Origin of the sequence: Mycolicibacterium arenosum, from assembly GCF_024320865.1 — a bacterium.
Lineage (GTDB): Bacteria > Actinomycetota > Actinomycetes > Mycobacteriales > Mycobacteriaceae > Mycobacterium > Mycobacterium arenosum.
Genome location: NZ_JANDBD010000012.1, coordinates 100,277 through 115,168 on the forward strand (window position 1 = coordinate 100,277; position 14,892 = coordinate 115,168).

General features: G+C 68.1%; 13 protein-coding genes. 2 read left to right on the plus strand and 11 right to left on the minus strand.

Going from position 1 to position 14,892, the window contains the following annotated elements; all coding sequences use genetic code 11:
- The first annotated feature begins 35 nt into the window (after positions 1-35).
- Complete coding sequence (gene alc, locus NM203_RS25895) at positions 36-1,070, plus strand: allantoicase (protein ID WP_408633413.1); 1,035 nt, start codon at positions 36-38, stop codon at positions 1,068-1,070.
- A gap of 81 nt (positions 1,071-1,151) precedes the next feature.
- Positions 1,152-2,300: a serine hydrolase domain-containing protein gene (locus tag NM203_RS25900; RefSeq protein ID WP_255063468.1), complete on the plus strand. Its 1,149-nt coding sequence runs from the start codon at positions 1,152-1,154 to the stop codon at positions 2,298-2,300.
- Positions 2,301-2,307: 7 nt separating this feature from the next.
- Here NM203_RS25900 and lhgO read toward each other — a convergent pair whose 3' ends face one another.
- The 11 genes from lhgO to NM203_RS25955 all read right to left on the minus strand — a co-directional run bounded on the left by lhgO (position 2,308) and on the right by NM203_RS25955 (position 14,815).
- Complete coding sequence (gene lhgO / locus NM203_RS25905) at positions 2,308-3,519, minus strand: L-2-hydroxyglutarate dehydrogenase (RefSeq protein WP_255063469.1); 1,212 nt, start codon at positions 3,517-3,519, stop codon at positions 2,308-2,310.
- A gap of 37 nt (positions 3,520-3,556) precedes the next feature.
- Complete coding sequence (locus NM203_RS25910; RefSeq protein ID WP_255063470.1) at positions 3,557-4,864, minus strand: acyltransferase family protein; 1,308 nt, start codon at positions 4,862-4,864, stop codon at positions 3,557-3,559.
- A gap of 434 nt (positions 4,865-5,298) precedes the next feature.
- Positions 5,299-6,285 carry a 2-hydroxyacid dehydrogenase gene (locus NM203_RS25915; protein ID WP_255063471.1) on the minus strand — a complete coding sequence of 329 codons (987 nt, stop codon included), beginning with the start codon at positions 6,283-6,285 and terminating at the stop codon, positions 5,299-5,301.
- Between the two features lie 4 nt (positions 6,286-6,289).
- Complete coding sequence (locus tag NM203_RS25920; protein ID WP_255063472.1) at positions 6,290-7,633, minus strand: enolase C-terminal domain-like protein; 1,344 nt, start codon at positions 7,631-7,633, stop codon at positions 6,290-6,292.
- 81 nt (positions 7,634-7,714) lie between these two features.
- Positions 7,715-8,524, minus strand: coding sequence for an IclR family transcriptional regulator (locus NM203_RS25925; RefSeq protein WP_255063473.1), 810 nt, complete (start codon positions 8,522-8,524; stop codon positions 7,715-7,717).
- Entirely contained in the window at positions 8,521-9,243 is a 723-nt protein-coding gene (locus tag NM203_RS25930; protein ID WP_255063474.1) for a sulfite exporter TauE/SafE family protein, read from the minus strand. Before NM203_RS25930 ends, NM203_RS25925 begins: the two co-directional genes overlap by 4 nt.
- Positions 9,240-10,244 (minus strand): ABC transporter ATP-binding protein, encoded by a 1,005-nt coding sequence (locus NM203_RS25935; protein ID WP_255063475.1) that lies wholly within the window; start codon positions 10,242-10,244, stop codon positions 9,240-9,242. Before NM203_RS25935 ends, NM203_RS25930 begins: the two co-directional genes overlap by 4 nt.
- The gene (locus tag NM203_RS25940) at positions 10,237-11,271 is read right to left on the minus strand and encodes an ABC transporter ATP-binding protein (RefSeq protein ID WP_255063476.1); all 1,035 of its coding nucleotides are present in this window, start codon (positions 11,269-11,271) and stop codon (positions 10,237-10,239) included. The genes NM203_RS25935 and NM203_RS25940 overlap by 8 nt, the downstream gene beginning before the upstream one ends.
- Positions 11,272-11,293: 22 nt before the next feature.
- Positions 11,294-12,277: an ABC transporter permease gene (locus NM203_RS25945; protein WP_255063477.1), complete on the minus strand. Its 984-nt coding sequence runs from the start codon at positions 12,275-12,277 to the stop codon at positions 11,294-11,296.
- Positions 12,278-12,290: 13 nt separating this feature from the next.
- Complete coding sequence (locus NM203_RS25950) at positions 12,291-13,220, minus strand: ABC transporter permease (protein WP_255063478.1); 930 nt, start codon at positions 13,218-13,220, stop codon at positions 12,291-12,293.
- Positions 13,221-13,237: 17 nt separating this feature from the next.
- Complete coding sequence (locus tag NM203_RS25955; protein ID WP_255063479.1) at positions 13,238-14,815, minus strand: ABC transporter substrate-binding protein; 1,578 nt, start codon at positions 14,813-14,815, stop codon at positions 13,238-13,240.
- Positions 14,816-14,892 lie beyond the last annotated feature (77 nt).

The following is a 14,892-nucleotide window of genomic DNA, read 5'->3' on the forward strand; positions in this document are numbered from 1 at the left end:
GACCTCCACCGGCGGGAGTGGATAAGCTTCCCTGCGTGACGACTCCCTCCCAGCCGAGCCGGGCGCATTCGCACTTCCTCTCGCTGCCCGACCTGGCGGCCCGGCCCGCCGGAGGCGCCGTGGTGTGGGCGAACGACGACGTGTTCGCCGAGAAGGAGAATCTGATCACTCCGGCTCCCGCCGAGTTCAGGCCGGCGACTTTCGGCCACAAGGGGCAGATCTACGACGGGTGGGAGACACGCAGGCGGCGCGGCACAACCGGCGATTCGCACGACTCCGCGATCGTCCGGCTCGGGGTGCCGGGCGTGGTCCGCGGCGTCGTCGTCGACACCGCGTGGTTCACCGGCAACTATCCGCCGCAGATCTCGGTCGAGGCGGCGTTCGTCGACGGCTACCCGTCCGTGGAGGAACTCGTCGACAAGGTCGGCTGGACGACGATCGTCGAACGCTCGGTGGTCAACGGCGACACGCGAAACCCCTTCAAGGTCAACTCGACCCAACGCTGGACCCATGTGCGGCTGTCGATCTACCCCGACGGCGGCGTGGCGCGGTTCCGCGTGCACGGTGAGGGCCTGCTGAATCCCGACTTCGCCGAGGACATGACGCTCGACCTCGCGGCGATGGAGAACGGTGGCCGAATCACCGCCTGCTCCAACATGTTCTACAGCTCCCCCAACAACCTGCTGCTGCCGGGCAACGCGAGGACCATGGGCGACGGTTGGGAGACCTCACGCCGCCGCGACTCGGGCAACGACTGGGTGCAGCTGCATCTGGCCGGCCACGGTCTGCTCAACGCCGTGGAACTGGACACGTCGTACTTCGTGGGCAACGCACCCGGCGCCGCGCGGTTGCGCGGCCGCGCCGACGACGAGGACTGGTTCGACCTGCTGCCCATGACCGACCTGCAGCCGGATACCCGGCACCGCTTCCGGATTCGCGATGAGCGGCCGATCACCGAGGCGCGGTTGGACATCCACCCCGACGGTGGCATGGCGCGGGTGCGCCTGTTCGGCAAGCTGACCGAGCAGGGCCTGCGCGACATCCGGGAGGCGTGGGACGCCAGCGCCTGAGCCTGTGATTTCGACGCGCCAACCACCCACGTATGGGGTGAAAGCGCGCCGAAATCACAGGCGCTGGCGCAGGATGACAGCATGCACGAACTACTCCACGGCCACTGCGATGCCCGCTTCACTCAGGTAGCCGACGCACTCGGCGCGGCGATCGAGAGCGGCGAGGAGGTCGGTGCGAGCCTCGCGATCGACGTCGACGGCGAACTCGTCGTCGACGTCTGGGGCGGACACGCCGATGCCGCCGGGACCACCCCGTGGGCGAAGGACACCATCGTCAACGGCTGGTCCTCCACGAAGACCGTGACGGCCCTGGCGGGGCTCATGATGATCGACCGCGGACTGATCCAGCCGACCACCCGCGTCGCCGACGTGTGGCCCGAGTTCGGTGCGAACGGCAAGGGCGACATCGAGTTCCGCCATTTCCTGTCCCACACGTCGGGGGTGTCGGCATGGGATCAGCCCGTCACCGTCGAGGACGTCCTGGATTGGGAGAAGTCGACCTCGATGCTGGCCGCGCAGGCGCCGTGGTGGGAGCCGGGCACCGCGTCGGGGTACCACGCACTGAACTACGGCCACCTCATCGGCGAGGTGGTTCGTCGGCTCACCGGGTCGAGCCTGAAGCAGTTCGTGGCCGACGAGATCGCCGGCCCACTGGGTGCGGATTTCCAGATCGGCGCCAGGCCCGAGGACCACGGCCGCATCGCGGAGATCATCATTCCCGAGGATCCGTTCGAGGGCATTCCCCCGATGCAGGAGTGGTCCGAACAGATGCTCAAGACGTTCACCGGACCGGCACCCGATCCGAACGTCGCGAACAGCGCCGAGTGGCGCGCCGCTGACATCGGCGCCGCCAACGGGCACACCAACGCCAGGGCGCTGGCGAAGATCCTGTCGGTGGTATCCCTCGGTGGCGCGAGAGACGGTGTCACGCTGCTGCAACCCGAGACCATCGAGAAGATCTTCGACGTGCAGAGCGACGGCCCGGATCTGGTGCTCGCCGGTCACAACATCAAGTTCGGCCTCGGCTTCGGCCTGCCGTCACCCGAGACGATTCCGTACATCCCCGACGAGAAGATCTGCTTCTGGGGTGGCTGGGGCGGGTCCTGGGAGAGCATGAACCCGGACCGTCGCACCACGATCGCCTACGTGATGAACAAGATGGGCCCTGGCATCGAAGGCAGCGAGCGCACCAACCGCTACTTCACGCTGATCTACGACGCGCTGGGCTGACCACGCGCTAATCCCCGGTCGCTGCGCTCCTGCCCTCCGCCATGGCCGCGATGCGCCGCCCGATCGGTAGCGCCGCGGTCGCGGCCGGCGACGGCGCGTTGAGCACGTGCACCATCCGCTCGGTGCGTTCGATGACGAAATCGTGCACCAGCGTGCCGTCCCTGCGCACCGCCTGCGCCCGAATACCGGCCTCGCGCGGCAGCAGGTCGTCGGCCGTCAGACCGGGTGTGTACTTGCGACACTCCCGCAGATAGCTGGTCTTCGACACGGAGTTCCGGATCTCCCGCAGCCCGGTGCGGATGTTGGCACGCGCGACGCGCCACAGGCCGGGGAACCGGGCCATCGCCGCCGCGTCGCGGGCGTCGAAAGAGAACTTCGGATACCCCTCGCGGGCTAGCCCCAGCACCGCGCTCGGGCCGACGGTGATGTCGCCGTCGATCGTCGGGCTGAGGTGGACGCCGAGGAACGGCAGGTCGGGATCCGGCACCGGGTAGATCAGCCGTTGCACGAATCCGGCTCGGCTGGAGGGCAACTGGTAGTACTCGCCGCGGAACGGCACGATCTGAACACCCGCGTGCAGGCCCGCCAGCGCGGCGAGCCGGTCGGCCTGCAGACCGCCGCACACCACCAGCCGGTCGCAGCGCAGCGACGCCGCCTCGGTCGACACCGTCACTCCCGAAGCGCCCTCGACGATGCCGTCGACGCGCGCGCCGAGTCGCACCTCGCCGCCCGCGGCGGTGACCAACTCAGCGAGCTTGCCCGCGACCAGCCGGTAGTCGACGATGCCCGTCGCGGGCAGGTGCAGGGCTCGCAGTCCGGTGACGTTCGGTTCGAGATCGGCGAGTTCGCCGCGTTCGACCGGCTGACAGGTGATGCCGTTGACCGCGGCCCGCTCCTGCAGCTTGACCAGCCGGGCCACCTCGACGTCGTCGGTGGCGACGATGAGCTTCCCGCACTCGTCGAAGGCGACGCCGTGGGCGGTGCAGAACTCCTTCGTCGCCCGCTCGCCGGCCCGGCACAGGGTGGCCTTGAGGCTGCCGGGTTCGTAGTAGATGCCGGAGTGGATGACACCGCTGTTGTGGCCGGTCTGGTGGACTGCGACCTCATCGGCTCCGTCGAGCACGACGAGCGTCGCGCCGGGGTCCGCTTCGAGCAGGTGGTGTGCCGTCGACAACCCGACGATGCCGGCGCCGATCACGCAATAGCGGTGCCGCTCCATGACACCGCACTGTACAAAGCGGGAAACGGAGGCGCTGTCAGGCGCCCGCTGCGGGCACGGCGCTCTCGGGCCGCTCCGCCTTGGCCTTGCTGCGGGCGCGAACCCGCTTGGCGTAGTTCATCGCGGGCTTCTCGACGAGGTAGTAGGTGATGCTGGCCATCAGGACGGTCACGCTGAGCACCAGCACCGTGTTCTGCAGCATGCCCGGCAGCGTGTCACCGGCCATCCAGCCGAATCGGCCCAGCATCAGCAGCACCGGGAAGTGCCAGAGGTACGCCGACAGCGAGATCTCACCGACGAAGCGGATCGGCGCGAAGTCCAGCGCGTTGGCCAACCGCGACTTCCGGTGCTGTGCCAGCGGGACCACGATCACCAGGATCATCAGGGCCGCGACGACTCCGACACCCGCGGTGACGAACTGCGAGGCGAACGCCAGCATCAGCGCGGACAGGACGAGGACCGGAAGAATCGCGAGCAGGCTGAACAGCCGGATGCGCTTCGTCACCCGCGCGGGAAGGACTCCCCGCTCGATGGCGACGAACAGGATGGCGGCGAACATGCCGAGCGCGAAGTTGTCCGCGTTGGTCAGGAAGCTCTTGGCGAACACCGCGGCCCACGTCGGGCCCCAGTTCAGCAGGTTGAAGTCCGTCGTGCCGGAGTGCGCGTTGACCAGCGGGATCAGGGCGCGACCCGCCATCCCGAGCACCACCAGCGCACCGGGCACCAGGCAGGCGAGCAGCAGGGGGTTCATCTGAATGCGCTTGCGCATCGCGAAGACGCCGAGGAACAGCACAGGCAGGCACGCGTAGAAGGCGTACTCGAGAGTCAGGGACCAGGACGGGTTGATGCCGGTCTGGATGTACTGAGGGAAGTAGGACTGCGTCAGGGTGAGGTTCGCCGCCAGCATCCCCGGGTCGGTGATCATCCCCGTGCCCGCGTCGCCGCCGAGCGGGAACGTGGCCTGATTACCGATGTATGACACTTGTAGGACGAAATTGCAGACGAGGAAGATCACCAGGTAACCCGGCATAATCCGCGCCAACCGGTGGATTGTGTAATCGGTCACATTCGGGATCGCCGCCGCAGCGCGGTCCTTCATCAGATTCCGCAGAAACGGCAGCGACAGCAGGAATCCACTCAGAACGAAGAAGTACACCAGCGAGAATCCGAAGGCATTGGTCTTCCACGCGGCCGCGGTATTCGGCGAGTAATGACCGGTCACGTGGGTGATCGCAATGCTGAGACACAGCAGTCCGCGAACCCCGTCCAGACCCACGATCCTGGCTCGAACCGGTTTGGCGACGCCGCCGACCGCTGGATCAGCGCTGGTCAGTTCCTGTGTCATGCCTCTGTCACCTAGCGTTCCGAGATCAGGTTGATCGTGTTCGAGGTCTGTCACACGGCGCGGATCGACCTCGGGCTCTTCGTACTGGCAGCCGGAATCCACAATCGACTCCGACCGCTATTCGATTATGCGCCCGCACCTGGCCGGCTACTTGCAATGACAGCTAATTCGGTCGCTGGAATTTGCTACTCGCGACCGAAGTTAGCTGCAGGAAATAGGCTAACTTATGGTGGCTTTTTTTGCACGTTGAGCAGCGCCTTCGCGATACAACGCGCTTAGCGAAACACGGTTCTTCTAAACGCAACAACCGGGCGAATTCACGCCGACGGGTGGTCACCACTACTGACCTGCAATTTGCTTGCCTGATCAAGTTTTCGGCAACGGCGAGCGGCACGGCTCAGGCGACTTCCGCTAATACACGGGGAAAGCGTCAATTAGTTGCTGTGAGCAACGGTGTTGAGCAACGCCTCGCCACGGGCCAACCGAACGATGTTGGCGGCGATGTCATCGGATCGTCCGACGAACGTCGCGGCGGTGACACCGGACGAGTGAGGTGTCATCAGCACGTTCGGCAGGTCCGCGAACGGCAACTCGCCCGGTGCCGCGGTAGCGCCGCGGGACGCGGGGTAGCGATACCAGACGTCGATCGCGGCGGCGCGGATGACGTTGTCGCGGAGCGCTTCGTACAGCGCGCGCTCATCGACCAGCGGGCCGCGCCCGACGTTGACCAGCGCGCCGTGTGGGCCCAGAGCGCGCAGCTGTGCGGCGCCGATCATGCCCGTGGTGTGCTCGTTGAGCGGAGCGGACACGACGACGAGATCGGACTCGCCCATCAGTTCGTTCAGCCGGGAGGTGTCGCCGGCCCACGCCAGCCCGTGTGCGGCGGCGGCGACGCGACCCGAGCCGGTCACCGCCGCGCCCGTGCACCCGATGGCTCGCAACAGATCCCACGACAGCGAGCCGATGTGACCGAAGCCGACGAACCCGATGCGGCTGCCCGCGGTCGTCCGCGGCTGGGCGATGTCCTCGTCGTACACCGACGTCGCCCACACGTTCCGGCGCAACGCGCGGTCCTGTTCCAGGAAGCCGCGGGTCAGCATGATCGCCGCACCCAGGACGTACTCCGCGATGGACCGCTCGTGGTGAAAGGTGTTGGCCACCAACACACCATCGGGAAGCGCGGCGAAGGCGATGCGGTCGGTGCCCGCTCCGACCACGTGAATCAGGCGCAGCTTCTCGGCGACGGCCGCGAGTTCGGCGGTGAATCGCCCGCCAACGTAGACCTCGGCGTCGCGGACCTCGTCGGCCAGCACGTCCGGATCGGCGCCGACGCACCAGCGGATGTCGGCGTCACCCGGTAGGGCCGCCTCGAACCGGTCCCGATGCGGCACCAGGTTCGCGTCGGCGACGACGATGCGCACGGCGTCAGCCCCGCTGTAGCGCGGGGCGCTTGCTGTCGAAGGTCCAGCCGGGAACCAGGTACTGCATGGCGACCGCGTCGTCGCGAGCGCCCAGTCCGCGGCTGAGGTACAGCTCGTGGGCCGCGGCCACGGCGTCGTCGTCGAGTTCGACACCCAGCCCCGGCGCGGGGGGGACGTCGAGGTACCCGTCCACGATCGGATACGGCCGCGTGGTCAGGCGCTGACCGTCCTGCCAGATCCAGTGGGTGTCGATCGCGGTGACCTCGCCGGGCGCGGCGGCGGCGACGTGGGTGAACATCGCCAGCGAGACGTCGAAGTGGTTGTTGGAGTGCGACCCCCAGGTCAGGCCCCAGGCGTCGCACAGTTGGGCGACCCGCACGGAGCCGTGCATCGTCCAGAAGTGCGGGTCCGCCAGCGGGATGTCCACCGCGCCTGCGCGGATCGCGTGGCCCATCTCACGCCAGTCGGTGGCGATCATGTTCGTGGCGGTCGGCAGACCGGTGGCGCGCTTGAACTCCGCCATCACCTCGCGGCCGGAGAAGCCGCCCTCCGGCCCGACCGGATCCTCGGCGTAGGCCAGGACGTCGGCGAGTTCTCGACAGGTCGTGATCGCATCGGCGAGCAGCCAACCGCCGTTGGGGTCCAACGTGATTCGCGCCTCGGGGAAGCGATCCTTGAGCGCGATCACGGCCTTGGCCTCGTCGGCGGCGGGCAGTACGCCGCCCTTGAGCTTGAAGTCGCGGAAGCCGTACCGCTCGCGGGCCGCCTCGGCGAGCCTGACGACGCGCTCGGGACTCAGCGCCTCGTCGTGCCGGACCCGGAACCACTCGTCGGCGTCGGGATCCTCGTCGGCGGGTGACCGGTAGGCGAGATCGGTCTTGGTGCGGTCGCCGACGAAGAACGGGTAGCCCAGCGCCTGCACCCGCGTCCGCTGCTGGCCGTCGCCGAGCAGTGCCGCGACCGGCACGTCGAGGTGCTGCCCCAGCAGGTCGAGCAGTGCGGACTCGACGGCGGTCACGGCGTGCACCGTGATCCGAAGATCGAAGGTCTGAGCACCGCGGCCACCGGAATCGCGGTCGGCGAACGTGCGGCGGATGTCGCCGAGGACCGCGTGGTACTCGCCCACCGGCCTGCCTTCGACGAGTGACCGCGCGTCCTCGAGCGTGCGCTGGATCGCGCCACCGCCGGGTACCTCCCCGACACCGGTTCGGCCGTCGGAGTCCTTGAGGATCACCAGGTTTCGCGTGAAGAACGGCCCGTGCGCACCGCTGAGGTTCAGCAGCATGCTGTCGTGGCCCGCGACCGGGACGACCCTCATCTCCGTGACGACGGGGGTGCGATGAGTCATGAGGTCAGCCTTCCTTCCGGTGGCTTGCGTGTCCGAACCCGCTCTGAGCGCGGGCTTCCACACGCAAACCGCAATGGGTTGTCACTGGGCGAACCACTTGTCGCCGTTCGCCACGGGCCGCAGCACGCGGGTCACCTTGTCCCCCACCGTGCACAGCGCCTCGACCAGCTCTCGCTCGCGGGTCCCGGTCAGGCGGGCGACTGGGATCGACACGCTGATCGCGTCCTGCGCGGGCCGCGCGTAATGCAGTGCGACCGCGAAGCAGCGCACGCCGAGGGTGTTCTCCTCGTCGTCGACGGCGTAGCCGCGGATGCGCGCCGTCTCGAGCGCCTCGTCGAGTTCGGCGCGGTCGGTGATCGTGTGCGGGGTGAGCGTCGGCAGCACGTCGTACAGGTGGCGGTCACGGTCGGGACCGAAGCGGTCGGACAGCAGCGCCTTGCCCAGCGCGGTGGCGTGCGCGGGCAACCTGCGTCCGACCCGACTGGTGGTGCGCTGATACTGCCGCGACTCCCGCGTCGCGAGGTACACGACGTCCGGCCCGTCCAGCCTGCCGACGTGGAAGGTCTCGTCGAACTCGCGGCGCAGGTCGTCCAGGAATGGCGTGATCATCGGCAGGTACGGATCGCTGTCCAGGTAGCTGGTGCCGACCAGCAGGGCACGAATTCCGATGCCGTACAACGTGCCCGAGTCGTCAGCCCGCACCCAGCCCTGCGACATCAGCGTGCGCAGCAGGGCGTGCGCGCTGCTGCGGGGCATGTCCAGCGCGGCGCTGATCTCGCGGATGCGCGCGGGCCGGTCCTGCCTGGCGGCCAGGTACTCCAGCAGTTCGACGGTGCGGACGGCCGATTTCACCTTACGGCCGGCGACGGCGTCGGATTCCGGGTTGGTCACAGCAGGCCTGCCTCGTGTGCGATCAGTGCGGACGCGCCGGCGACGGACATGCCGATCGCCGTCCAGCGCTGCCGCGAGGGATTGAGCCATCCGTTGACGAACCGGGACAGCACGTAGCCGCCGACGATGGCGGGGAGGAGAAGCGCGCACATCCGGAACGTGTCGGCGTGCACGGCACCGGTCGCGGCGAGGACGCCGATCGACATCAGCGACCCGACGAGGAAGAACCCGCTCATGGTGCCGCGCAGCCGGGCGCCCGAACTGCGTTGCCACACCAGCGCCATCGGCGGTCCGCCGATCGACGTCGCCGTGCCGAGCACACCCGATGTCGCGCCGGCCAGCATCAGGTTGCGGGGCCGCGGCACCGGGACCCAGCCGAGGCTGGTCACCGTGACGCCGACGAGTACGACCGCCGCGATCAGCAGCGCCAGGGTCCGTTCGGGGATCACCGTCAGCAGCAGTCCTCCCGCGATCGTGCCCGGCACCCGTCCGAGCAGCGCCCACCCCGTGCCCGACATGTCGATGTCCTCGCGCTCACGCACGGTGACGGCCAACGTGACGACGGCTGCCAGCATGATCAGCGTGCCGGGGATGAGGCTCGGGTCGACGAGCGCGACCACCGGCGCGGCGAGCATCCCCATGCCGAAGCCGATCGACGCCTGCAGGCAGGACGCGATCAGAACGGCGGTGGCGATGACCGCGTAGCCGAGCGGGCTCATGCGCTCCGCGACAACGCGGGCTCCCCCAGCGGATGGTGGCACTCGGCGACATGACCTCCCGGAGCCTCGGCGGCCGCGGGCCGCTCCGTGGCGCAGATGTCGGTCGCCTTCCAGCATCTGGTGCGGAACCGGCAGCCCGACGGCGGGTTGAGCGGTGACGGCACCTCACCCTTGAGCAGGATGCGATCTCCGCGCTGCGCGGCGTCCAGCTTGGGCGCCGCGGACATGAGCGCGGCGGTGTACGGATGCTGCGGCGAGTCGAACACCGCTTCTGTGGAGCCGGATTCGATGATCCGGCCCAGGTACATCACCGACACCCGGTCGGCCACGTGACGCACCACCGACAGGTCGTGCGAGATGAACACGTAGGAGATCTTCAGTTCCTGCTGCAGATCGTTGAGCAGGTTCAGCACCTGCGCCTGCACCGACAGGTCGAGCGCGGAGACCGGCTCATCGCAGATGATCACGTCGGGATCGAGCGCCAGCGCGCGGGCGATGCCGATGCGCTGTCGCTGGCCTCCCGAGAACTCCTGCGAGTACTTGTCCGCGGCCTTGGCGCCGAGCCCGACGAGGTCGAGCAACCCGCGCACCCGCATGTCGCGGTCGGCCCGGTTCTTGACCAGGCCCTTGTGGGTTCGCCACGGCTCGGCGATGAGGTCGGCCGCCGTCATCCGGGCGTTGAGCGACGCGTAGGGATCCTGGAACACCATCTGCACCCGCCTGCGGAACTTCAGCAGGTCCTTGCCGCGCAGTCCGAACGGGTCGATCCCGTCGAACGTCACCGTTCCCGCATCGGGCCGCTCGAGCATCATCAGCGTGCGGGCCAGCGTCGACTTGCCGCACCCCGATTCGCCGACCAGACCGAGGGTTTCGCCGCGGGCGAGGTCGAGGTCGATCCCGTCCAGCGCGCACAGCTTCGCCTTGCCCCCACGGCCGCCGGGCACGCGGAACGACTTCGTCAGGTCACGGACGGTGAGCAGCTGATCGTCCTTGTCAGACATTCGAGACCTCTTCCGGGAAGTGGCACGCCGACGCGCGTCGGGCGCCGACGGATTGGAGTTCGGGCCGGTCCGTCCGGCAGACGTCGCCGGCGAGCGGGCAGCGCGCCTGGTACACACAGCCCTCGGGGATCGAGTGCAGGTCCGGTGGCGAACCGCCGATCGACTTGAGGTGCGCGCCGCGCTCGGCGTTGACGGGCACCGAGTTCAGCAGGCCCTTGGTGTACGGATGCTTCGGGTTGCCGAAAACCTCGGCGACGGACCCGGTTTCGACGACGGTGCCCGCGTACATCACCGCGACGCGGTCGGCTTCCTCGGCGACCAGTGCCAGGTCGTGGGTGATCAGCACGACGGCCATGTCAAACTCGGTGCGCAGGCTCTTCAGCAGTGCCATGATCTGCGCCTGCACCGTGACGTCGAGCGCGGTCGTCGGCTCGTCGGCGATCAGCACCCGCGGGTTCAGCGCGACGGCCATGGCGATCAGCAGCCGCTGACGCATGCCACCGGAGAACTGGTGCGGATACGAGTTCAGCCGCTCCTCGGGCTGCGGAATGCCCACGCGGGTCATGAGTTCGGTGGCCTTGCGCTTCGCGTCCTTGGCCTTCATCCCGTGGTGGATGCGGAACGGCTCGGCCAGCTGAGTGCCGACGGTGTAGAGCGGATTGAGCGCGGTGAGCGCGTCCTGGAAGACGATCGCCAGCTCGGTGCCCGCCATCTCGCGGCGCGTCTTCCGGTTGGCGGCGAGGATGTCGGCGGTTCCGTTCTTGCCTGCCAGTTCGGCGGTGCCCGACGTCACTTCGGCGACCGGTTCGAGCAGGCCGACGAGGGCGGTGGCGGTCATCGACTTGCCGCACCCCGATTCCCCGAGCAGTGCCAGGGTTTCGCCGCGGTGCGCGGCGAAGGTCACGTTGTCGACGGCGCGCACCGTGCCGGACACGGTGCGGATGTCGACGGTGAGGCCTTCGACCCGCAGCGCCGGATCGGCGTCGGCGTGCTCGGCGGCGGGCGGGTGTTCTGCAACTGCGGTCATGGCGTGCCTTTCTCCGGGGCTGTCAGGCGAGACGCGTGGTGGTCTTGGCGAAGCGGGACAACCGCTTCTGCGGGATGGTGAGGCGCCAGCGCTGCGCGGGATCGGTGGCTATGCGGGCCCATGCGGCGAGGATGGTCGAGGCGACCGTCGTGATGACGATGGCCAGGCCGGGGAAGAACGACAGCCACCACGCCGTGTGCAGGTAGGTGCGGCCCTGCGCGACCATCAGGCCCCAGCTGACGTCGGGCGGCTGGATGCCGATGCCGAGGAAGCTCAGCGAGCTCTCCGCCAGCATGACGTAGCAGAAGTCCAGGGTGGCGACCGTCAGCAGCGTCGGGAGCACGATCGGTACCACGTGCCGGGTGATGATCGACGTCCCGCTGGCGCCGAACGTCCTTGCAGCGTCCACGAACACGCGGCTCGACAGCTCGGCCGACTCCGCCCGCGCCGTCCGCAGGTACACCGGGATGCGGGTGATCGCCAGCACCAGCACGATGTTGGCCGCACTCGGCGAGAACACGTACAGCACGACGACCGCGAGCAGTAGCGACGGGAAGCTCATGATGACGTCGGCGATCCGCATCGCCAGCGTCTCGCGCCACCCGCGGTAGTAGCCGGCCCACATGCCGATGATCGAGCCGACGACGGCCGAGATCACGACGGCGGGGATCGCGACCGACAGGGTCGTCTGGCAGGCGACCACGAGACGGGCCAGCATGCTGCGGCCCAGCGGGTCGGTGCCGAGGATGTTGGCCCAGCCGTGCGCCAGCGTGAACGGCGCCTGGTTGGAGTTGTCGAGGTCGATCTTCGTCGCGAGATCGCCCATCAGCCACGGGCCGACGAGGGCGGTCAGGAAGACCAGCGCCAGCACGATCGCGGCGCAGGCGGCGACGCGATCGTTGAGCAGCATGCGCAGCCACACCTTGCGGCCGGACGTGCGCTTGCCGTCCTCGCCGACGATCGCCGTCGTGGGCTTGACCGGGACCAGGTCGAGTTGAGTGCTCATCGTGTTGTCTCCCTTAAACCTTCGCCGGTTCCCGGACGCGGGCGTCGAGTAACGCGTAGCCGGCGTCGATGAGGATGTTGAGGATGAAGATGCTCACCGCGGTGAGAAGCACGGCCGCCTGCAGCACGGCGAAGTCGCGCTGCAGGATCGCGTCGATCATCAGCTTGCCGATGCCGGGCCAGCCGAAGATGGCCTCGACGACCACCGCGCCGTTGATGAGCCCGACGGCCAGGTCGCCCGCGACGGTCAGCGCGGGGGCGGCCGCGTTGCGCAGGGCGTGGTGGGTGACGACGCGGAGGTCGCTGGCACCCTTGCTGCGCGCCAGCCGGACGTACGGCGCCGACAGCGCCGACACCATGGCGCCGCGCACCACCTGGGTGAGCACGCCGAGCGGGCGGATCATCAGCGTCGCGATCGGCAGGATCCACGACAGGATGCCCGCGTCCGTGCCGGAGGTCGGGAGCCAGCCCATCAGCACCGAGAACAGCCAGACACCGGTGATGGCGAACCAGAAGTCGGGGATGCTGGCGGCGGTCATCGACAGCAGGCTGGAGAACCGGTCGGCCAGTGAGTTCGGCCGGTACGCGGCCCAGCAGCCGATGACGATCGCGCCGATGATCGCGAGAACCATTGTGGTGAGCGCCAACTGAAGCGTGGCGGGGAACGCCCGCAACGCCATGTCGGACGCCGACTCACCCGTCCGCAACGAGGTGCCGAAATCGAGGTGGATGACACCCTTGAAGTAGTCGACCAGCTGCGTGGGGAAGGAGTCGTTGAACCCGTTGGCTTCGGCGAACGCCTCGCGCTGCGCCGGTGTCGCGGATTCGGGCAGGTACAGGTTGGTGGGGTCACCGGTGAGCCTGGCCAGGAAGAACACTCCGAGCAGGACGATGATCAAAGGCAGTGCGCTGGTGGACATCCGGCGTCGGACGAACGAGAGCATGTGGGCTGTCTCCCTGGTCAGGACGGGTTGGGGGGCGTAGTGACTCCGGGCGGCTGGATCACTGTCATCTCTGACAACCGCATCTCGTCACCGGTCGCGGAATTGGGGGTGTAGCCGACGCGTTCCGATTTTCCGAGGATGCCCTGCATGTGCGCCAGGTAGGCCAGCTGCATGATCTCCTCGGGCTCCTCGGCGAACAGCTTCGCGAGTGCGTCCTGGCGGGCCTGGCCGGTGAGGGCCTCCGCGGCGTCGATCTTCCTGTCGAATGCTGGGGTGCCGTAGGCATTCTGAGGTCCGGTACTGCGGATGTACTGATCCAGTGAGAACGCCGCGTCACCGGCCTGGTTGCCGTGCATGATCATGACGAGGTACGGCCCGGTGTTCTCCGGGAACGGCCGCAGCTGGTACTGCAGCTGGGCTGCGGTGTCCATCATCTCGATCTTGACGTTCAGGCCGATCTCGGCCAGCTCGCTCTGCATCACCTCGATGGTCTCGGCGATCTTCGGGAACTGTGCGGTGCGGCCGATGAGGCGGATCTCCTTGTCGACTGGCACGCCGTCGGCCTTGGCCTCTGCGATCAGCTGCTTAGCCTTGTCCGTGTCGTGCGGGAACGGCTGCAGGTCGGGGTTGTAGCCGACGACCCCGGTCGGGATCAGCTGCGACGCCGGCTCGCCGAGACCGCGGAAGAGCGCCTTGACGATGCCGGTGCGGTTGATCGAGTAGTTGATCGCCTGCCGCACGCGCATGTCGTCGAGCGGCGGCTCGGTAGCCTGAATGCGCAGCGCGGTCGTCTCGTTGTTATCGAACGGCACACCCAGATCGCCTGCGCCGTCTTCGGGGCCCAGACCGGTCGCGATGTCGGCCTCGTCGTTGGTGATCATGGCGGCGCGCACGCTTCCCTCACTGCGCCACTGGTATTCGGCCTTGGCGAAGGAGGGCGCCTCACCCCAGTAGCGGTCGTTGCGGGTGAGCACCAGCTTCTGGCCGTACTCCCAGTTGTCGATGGCGTACGGCCCGGTGCCGATGGGCTCGCGCACCTTCTCGGTCGTGCTCGTCGTGCGCGGCACGATCTCCACAAACGAGATCCGCAGCGGCAGAATCGGATCCGGCTTCGCGGTGGTGACGACGAGTGTCCTGTCGTCGGGAGTCTCGAGCCCGAGCTTCTCGTCCCCGAACACGTAGCCGTCGACGTTGCACTGCAGGTCCGAGTTCACGGCGCGGTCGATGGCGAACTTGGCGTCTTCGGCGGTGAACGGCGCGCCGTTGGAGAACGTCACGCCGTCACGGAGGTCGAACGTCCACCGATTCGGGGAGTCCTGCCGCCACGCGGTGGACAGCAGCGGGGTCAGGTCGCCGGAGGAGGGATCGCGCTCGATGAGCGGTTCGGTGATGTTGGAGCGGACGACGATGCCGGTCGAGGTGAGCGAGCTCTCGCAGGGCTCCAGCGTCGGCGGTTCCTGGGAGATGACGATCCGAAGCGTGCCGGGGTCGTACCCGCCGCGGCCCGAGTTGGCGACCGTGCAGCCGCCTGCCACCAGCGACACGCACGCGGCGAGCGCCGCGATGCTCGCGGTCTTGGCGCGCTTTGCGGCCATGTGTTCCTCCAGATGTCGGATGTGACGTCCACGTATGTGGATGCAATCTGTGACGGTAGACACACGGTAGGAGTGGC

Coding starts and splice junctions, on each gene's coding strand:
- NM203_RS25940 (WP_255063476.1), bottom strand. CDS start 11,271: ATGACCGCAGTTGCAGAACACCCGCCCGCCGCCGAGCACGCCGACGCC.
- NM203_RS25945 (WP_255063477.1), bottom strand. CDS start 12,277: ATGAGCACTCAACTCGACCTGGTCCCGGTCAAGCCCACGACGGCGATC.
- NM203_RS25910 (WP_255063470.1), bottom strand. CDS start 4,864: ATGACACAGGAACTGACCAGCGCTGATCCAGCGGTCGGCGGCGTCGCC.
- NM203_RS25930 (WP_255063474.1), bottom strand. CDS start 9,243: ATGAGCCCGCTCGGCTACGCGGTCATCGCCACCGCCGTTCTGATCGCG.
- NM203_RS25920 (WP_255063472.1), bottom strand. CDS start 7,633: ATGACTCATCGCACCCCCGTCGTCACGGAGATGAGGGTCGTCCCGGTC.
- lhgO (WP_255063469.1), bottom strand. CDS start 3,519: ATGGAGCGGCACCGCTATTGCGTGATCGGCGCCGGCATCGTCGGGTTG.
- NM203_RS25955 (WP_255063479.1), bottom strand. CDS start 14,815: ATGGCCGCAAAGCGCGCCAAGACCGCGAGCATCGCGGCGCTCGCCGCG.
- NM203_RS25900 (WP_255063468.1), top strand. CDS start 1,152: ATGCACGAACTACTCCACGGCCACTGCGATGCCCGCTTCACTCAGGTA.
- NM203_RS25935 (WP_255063475.1), bottom strand. CDS start 10,244: ATGTCTGACAAGGACGATCAGCTGCTCACCGTCCGTGACCTGACGAAG.
- NM203_RS25950 (WP_255063478.1), bottom strand. CDS start 13,220: ATGCTCTCGTTCGTCCGACGCCGGATGTCCACCAGCGCACTGCCTTTG.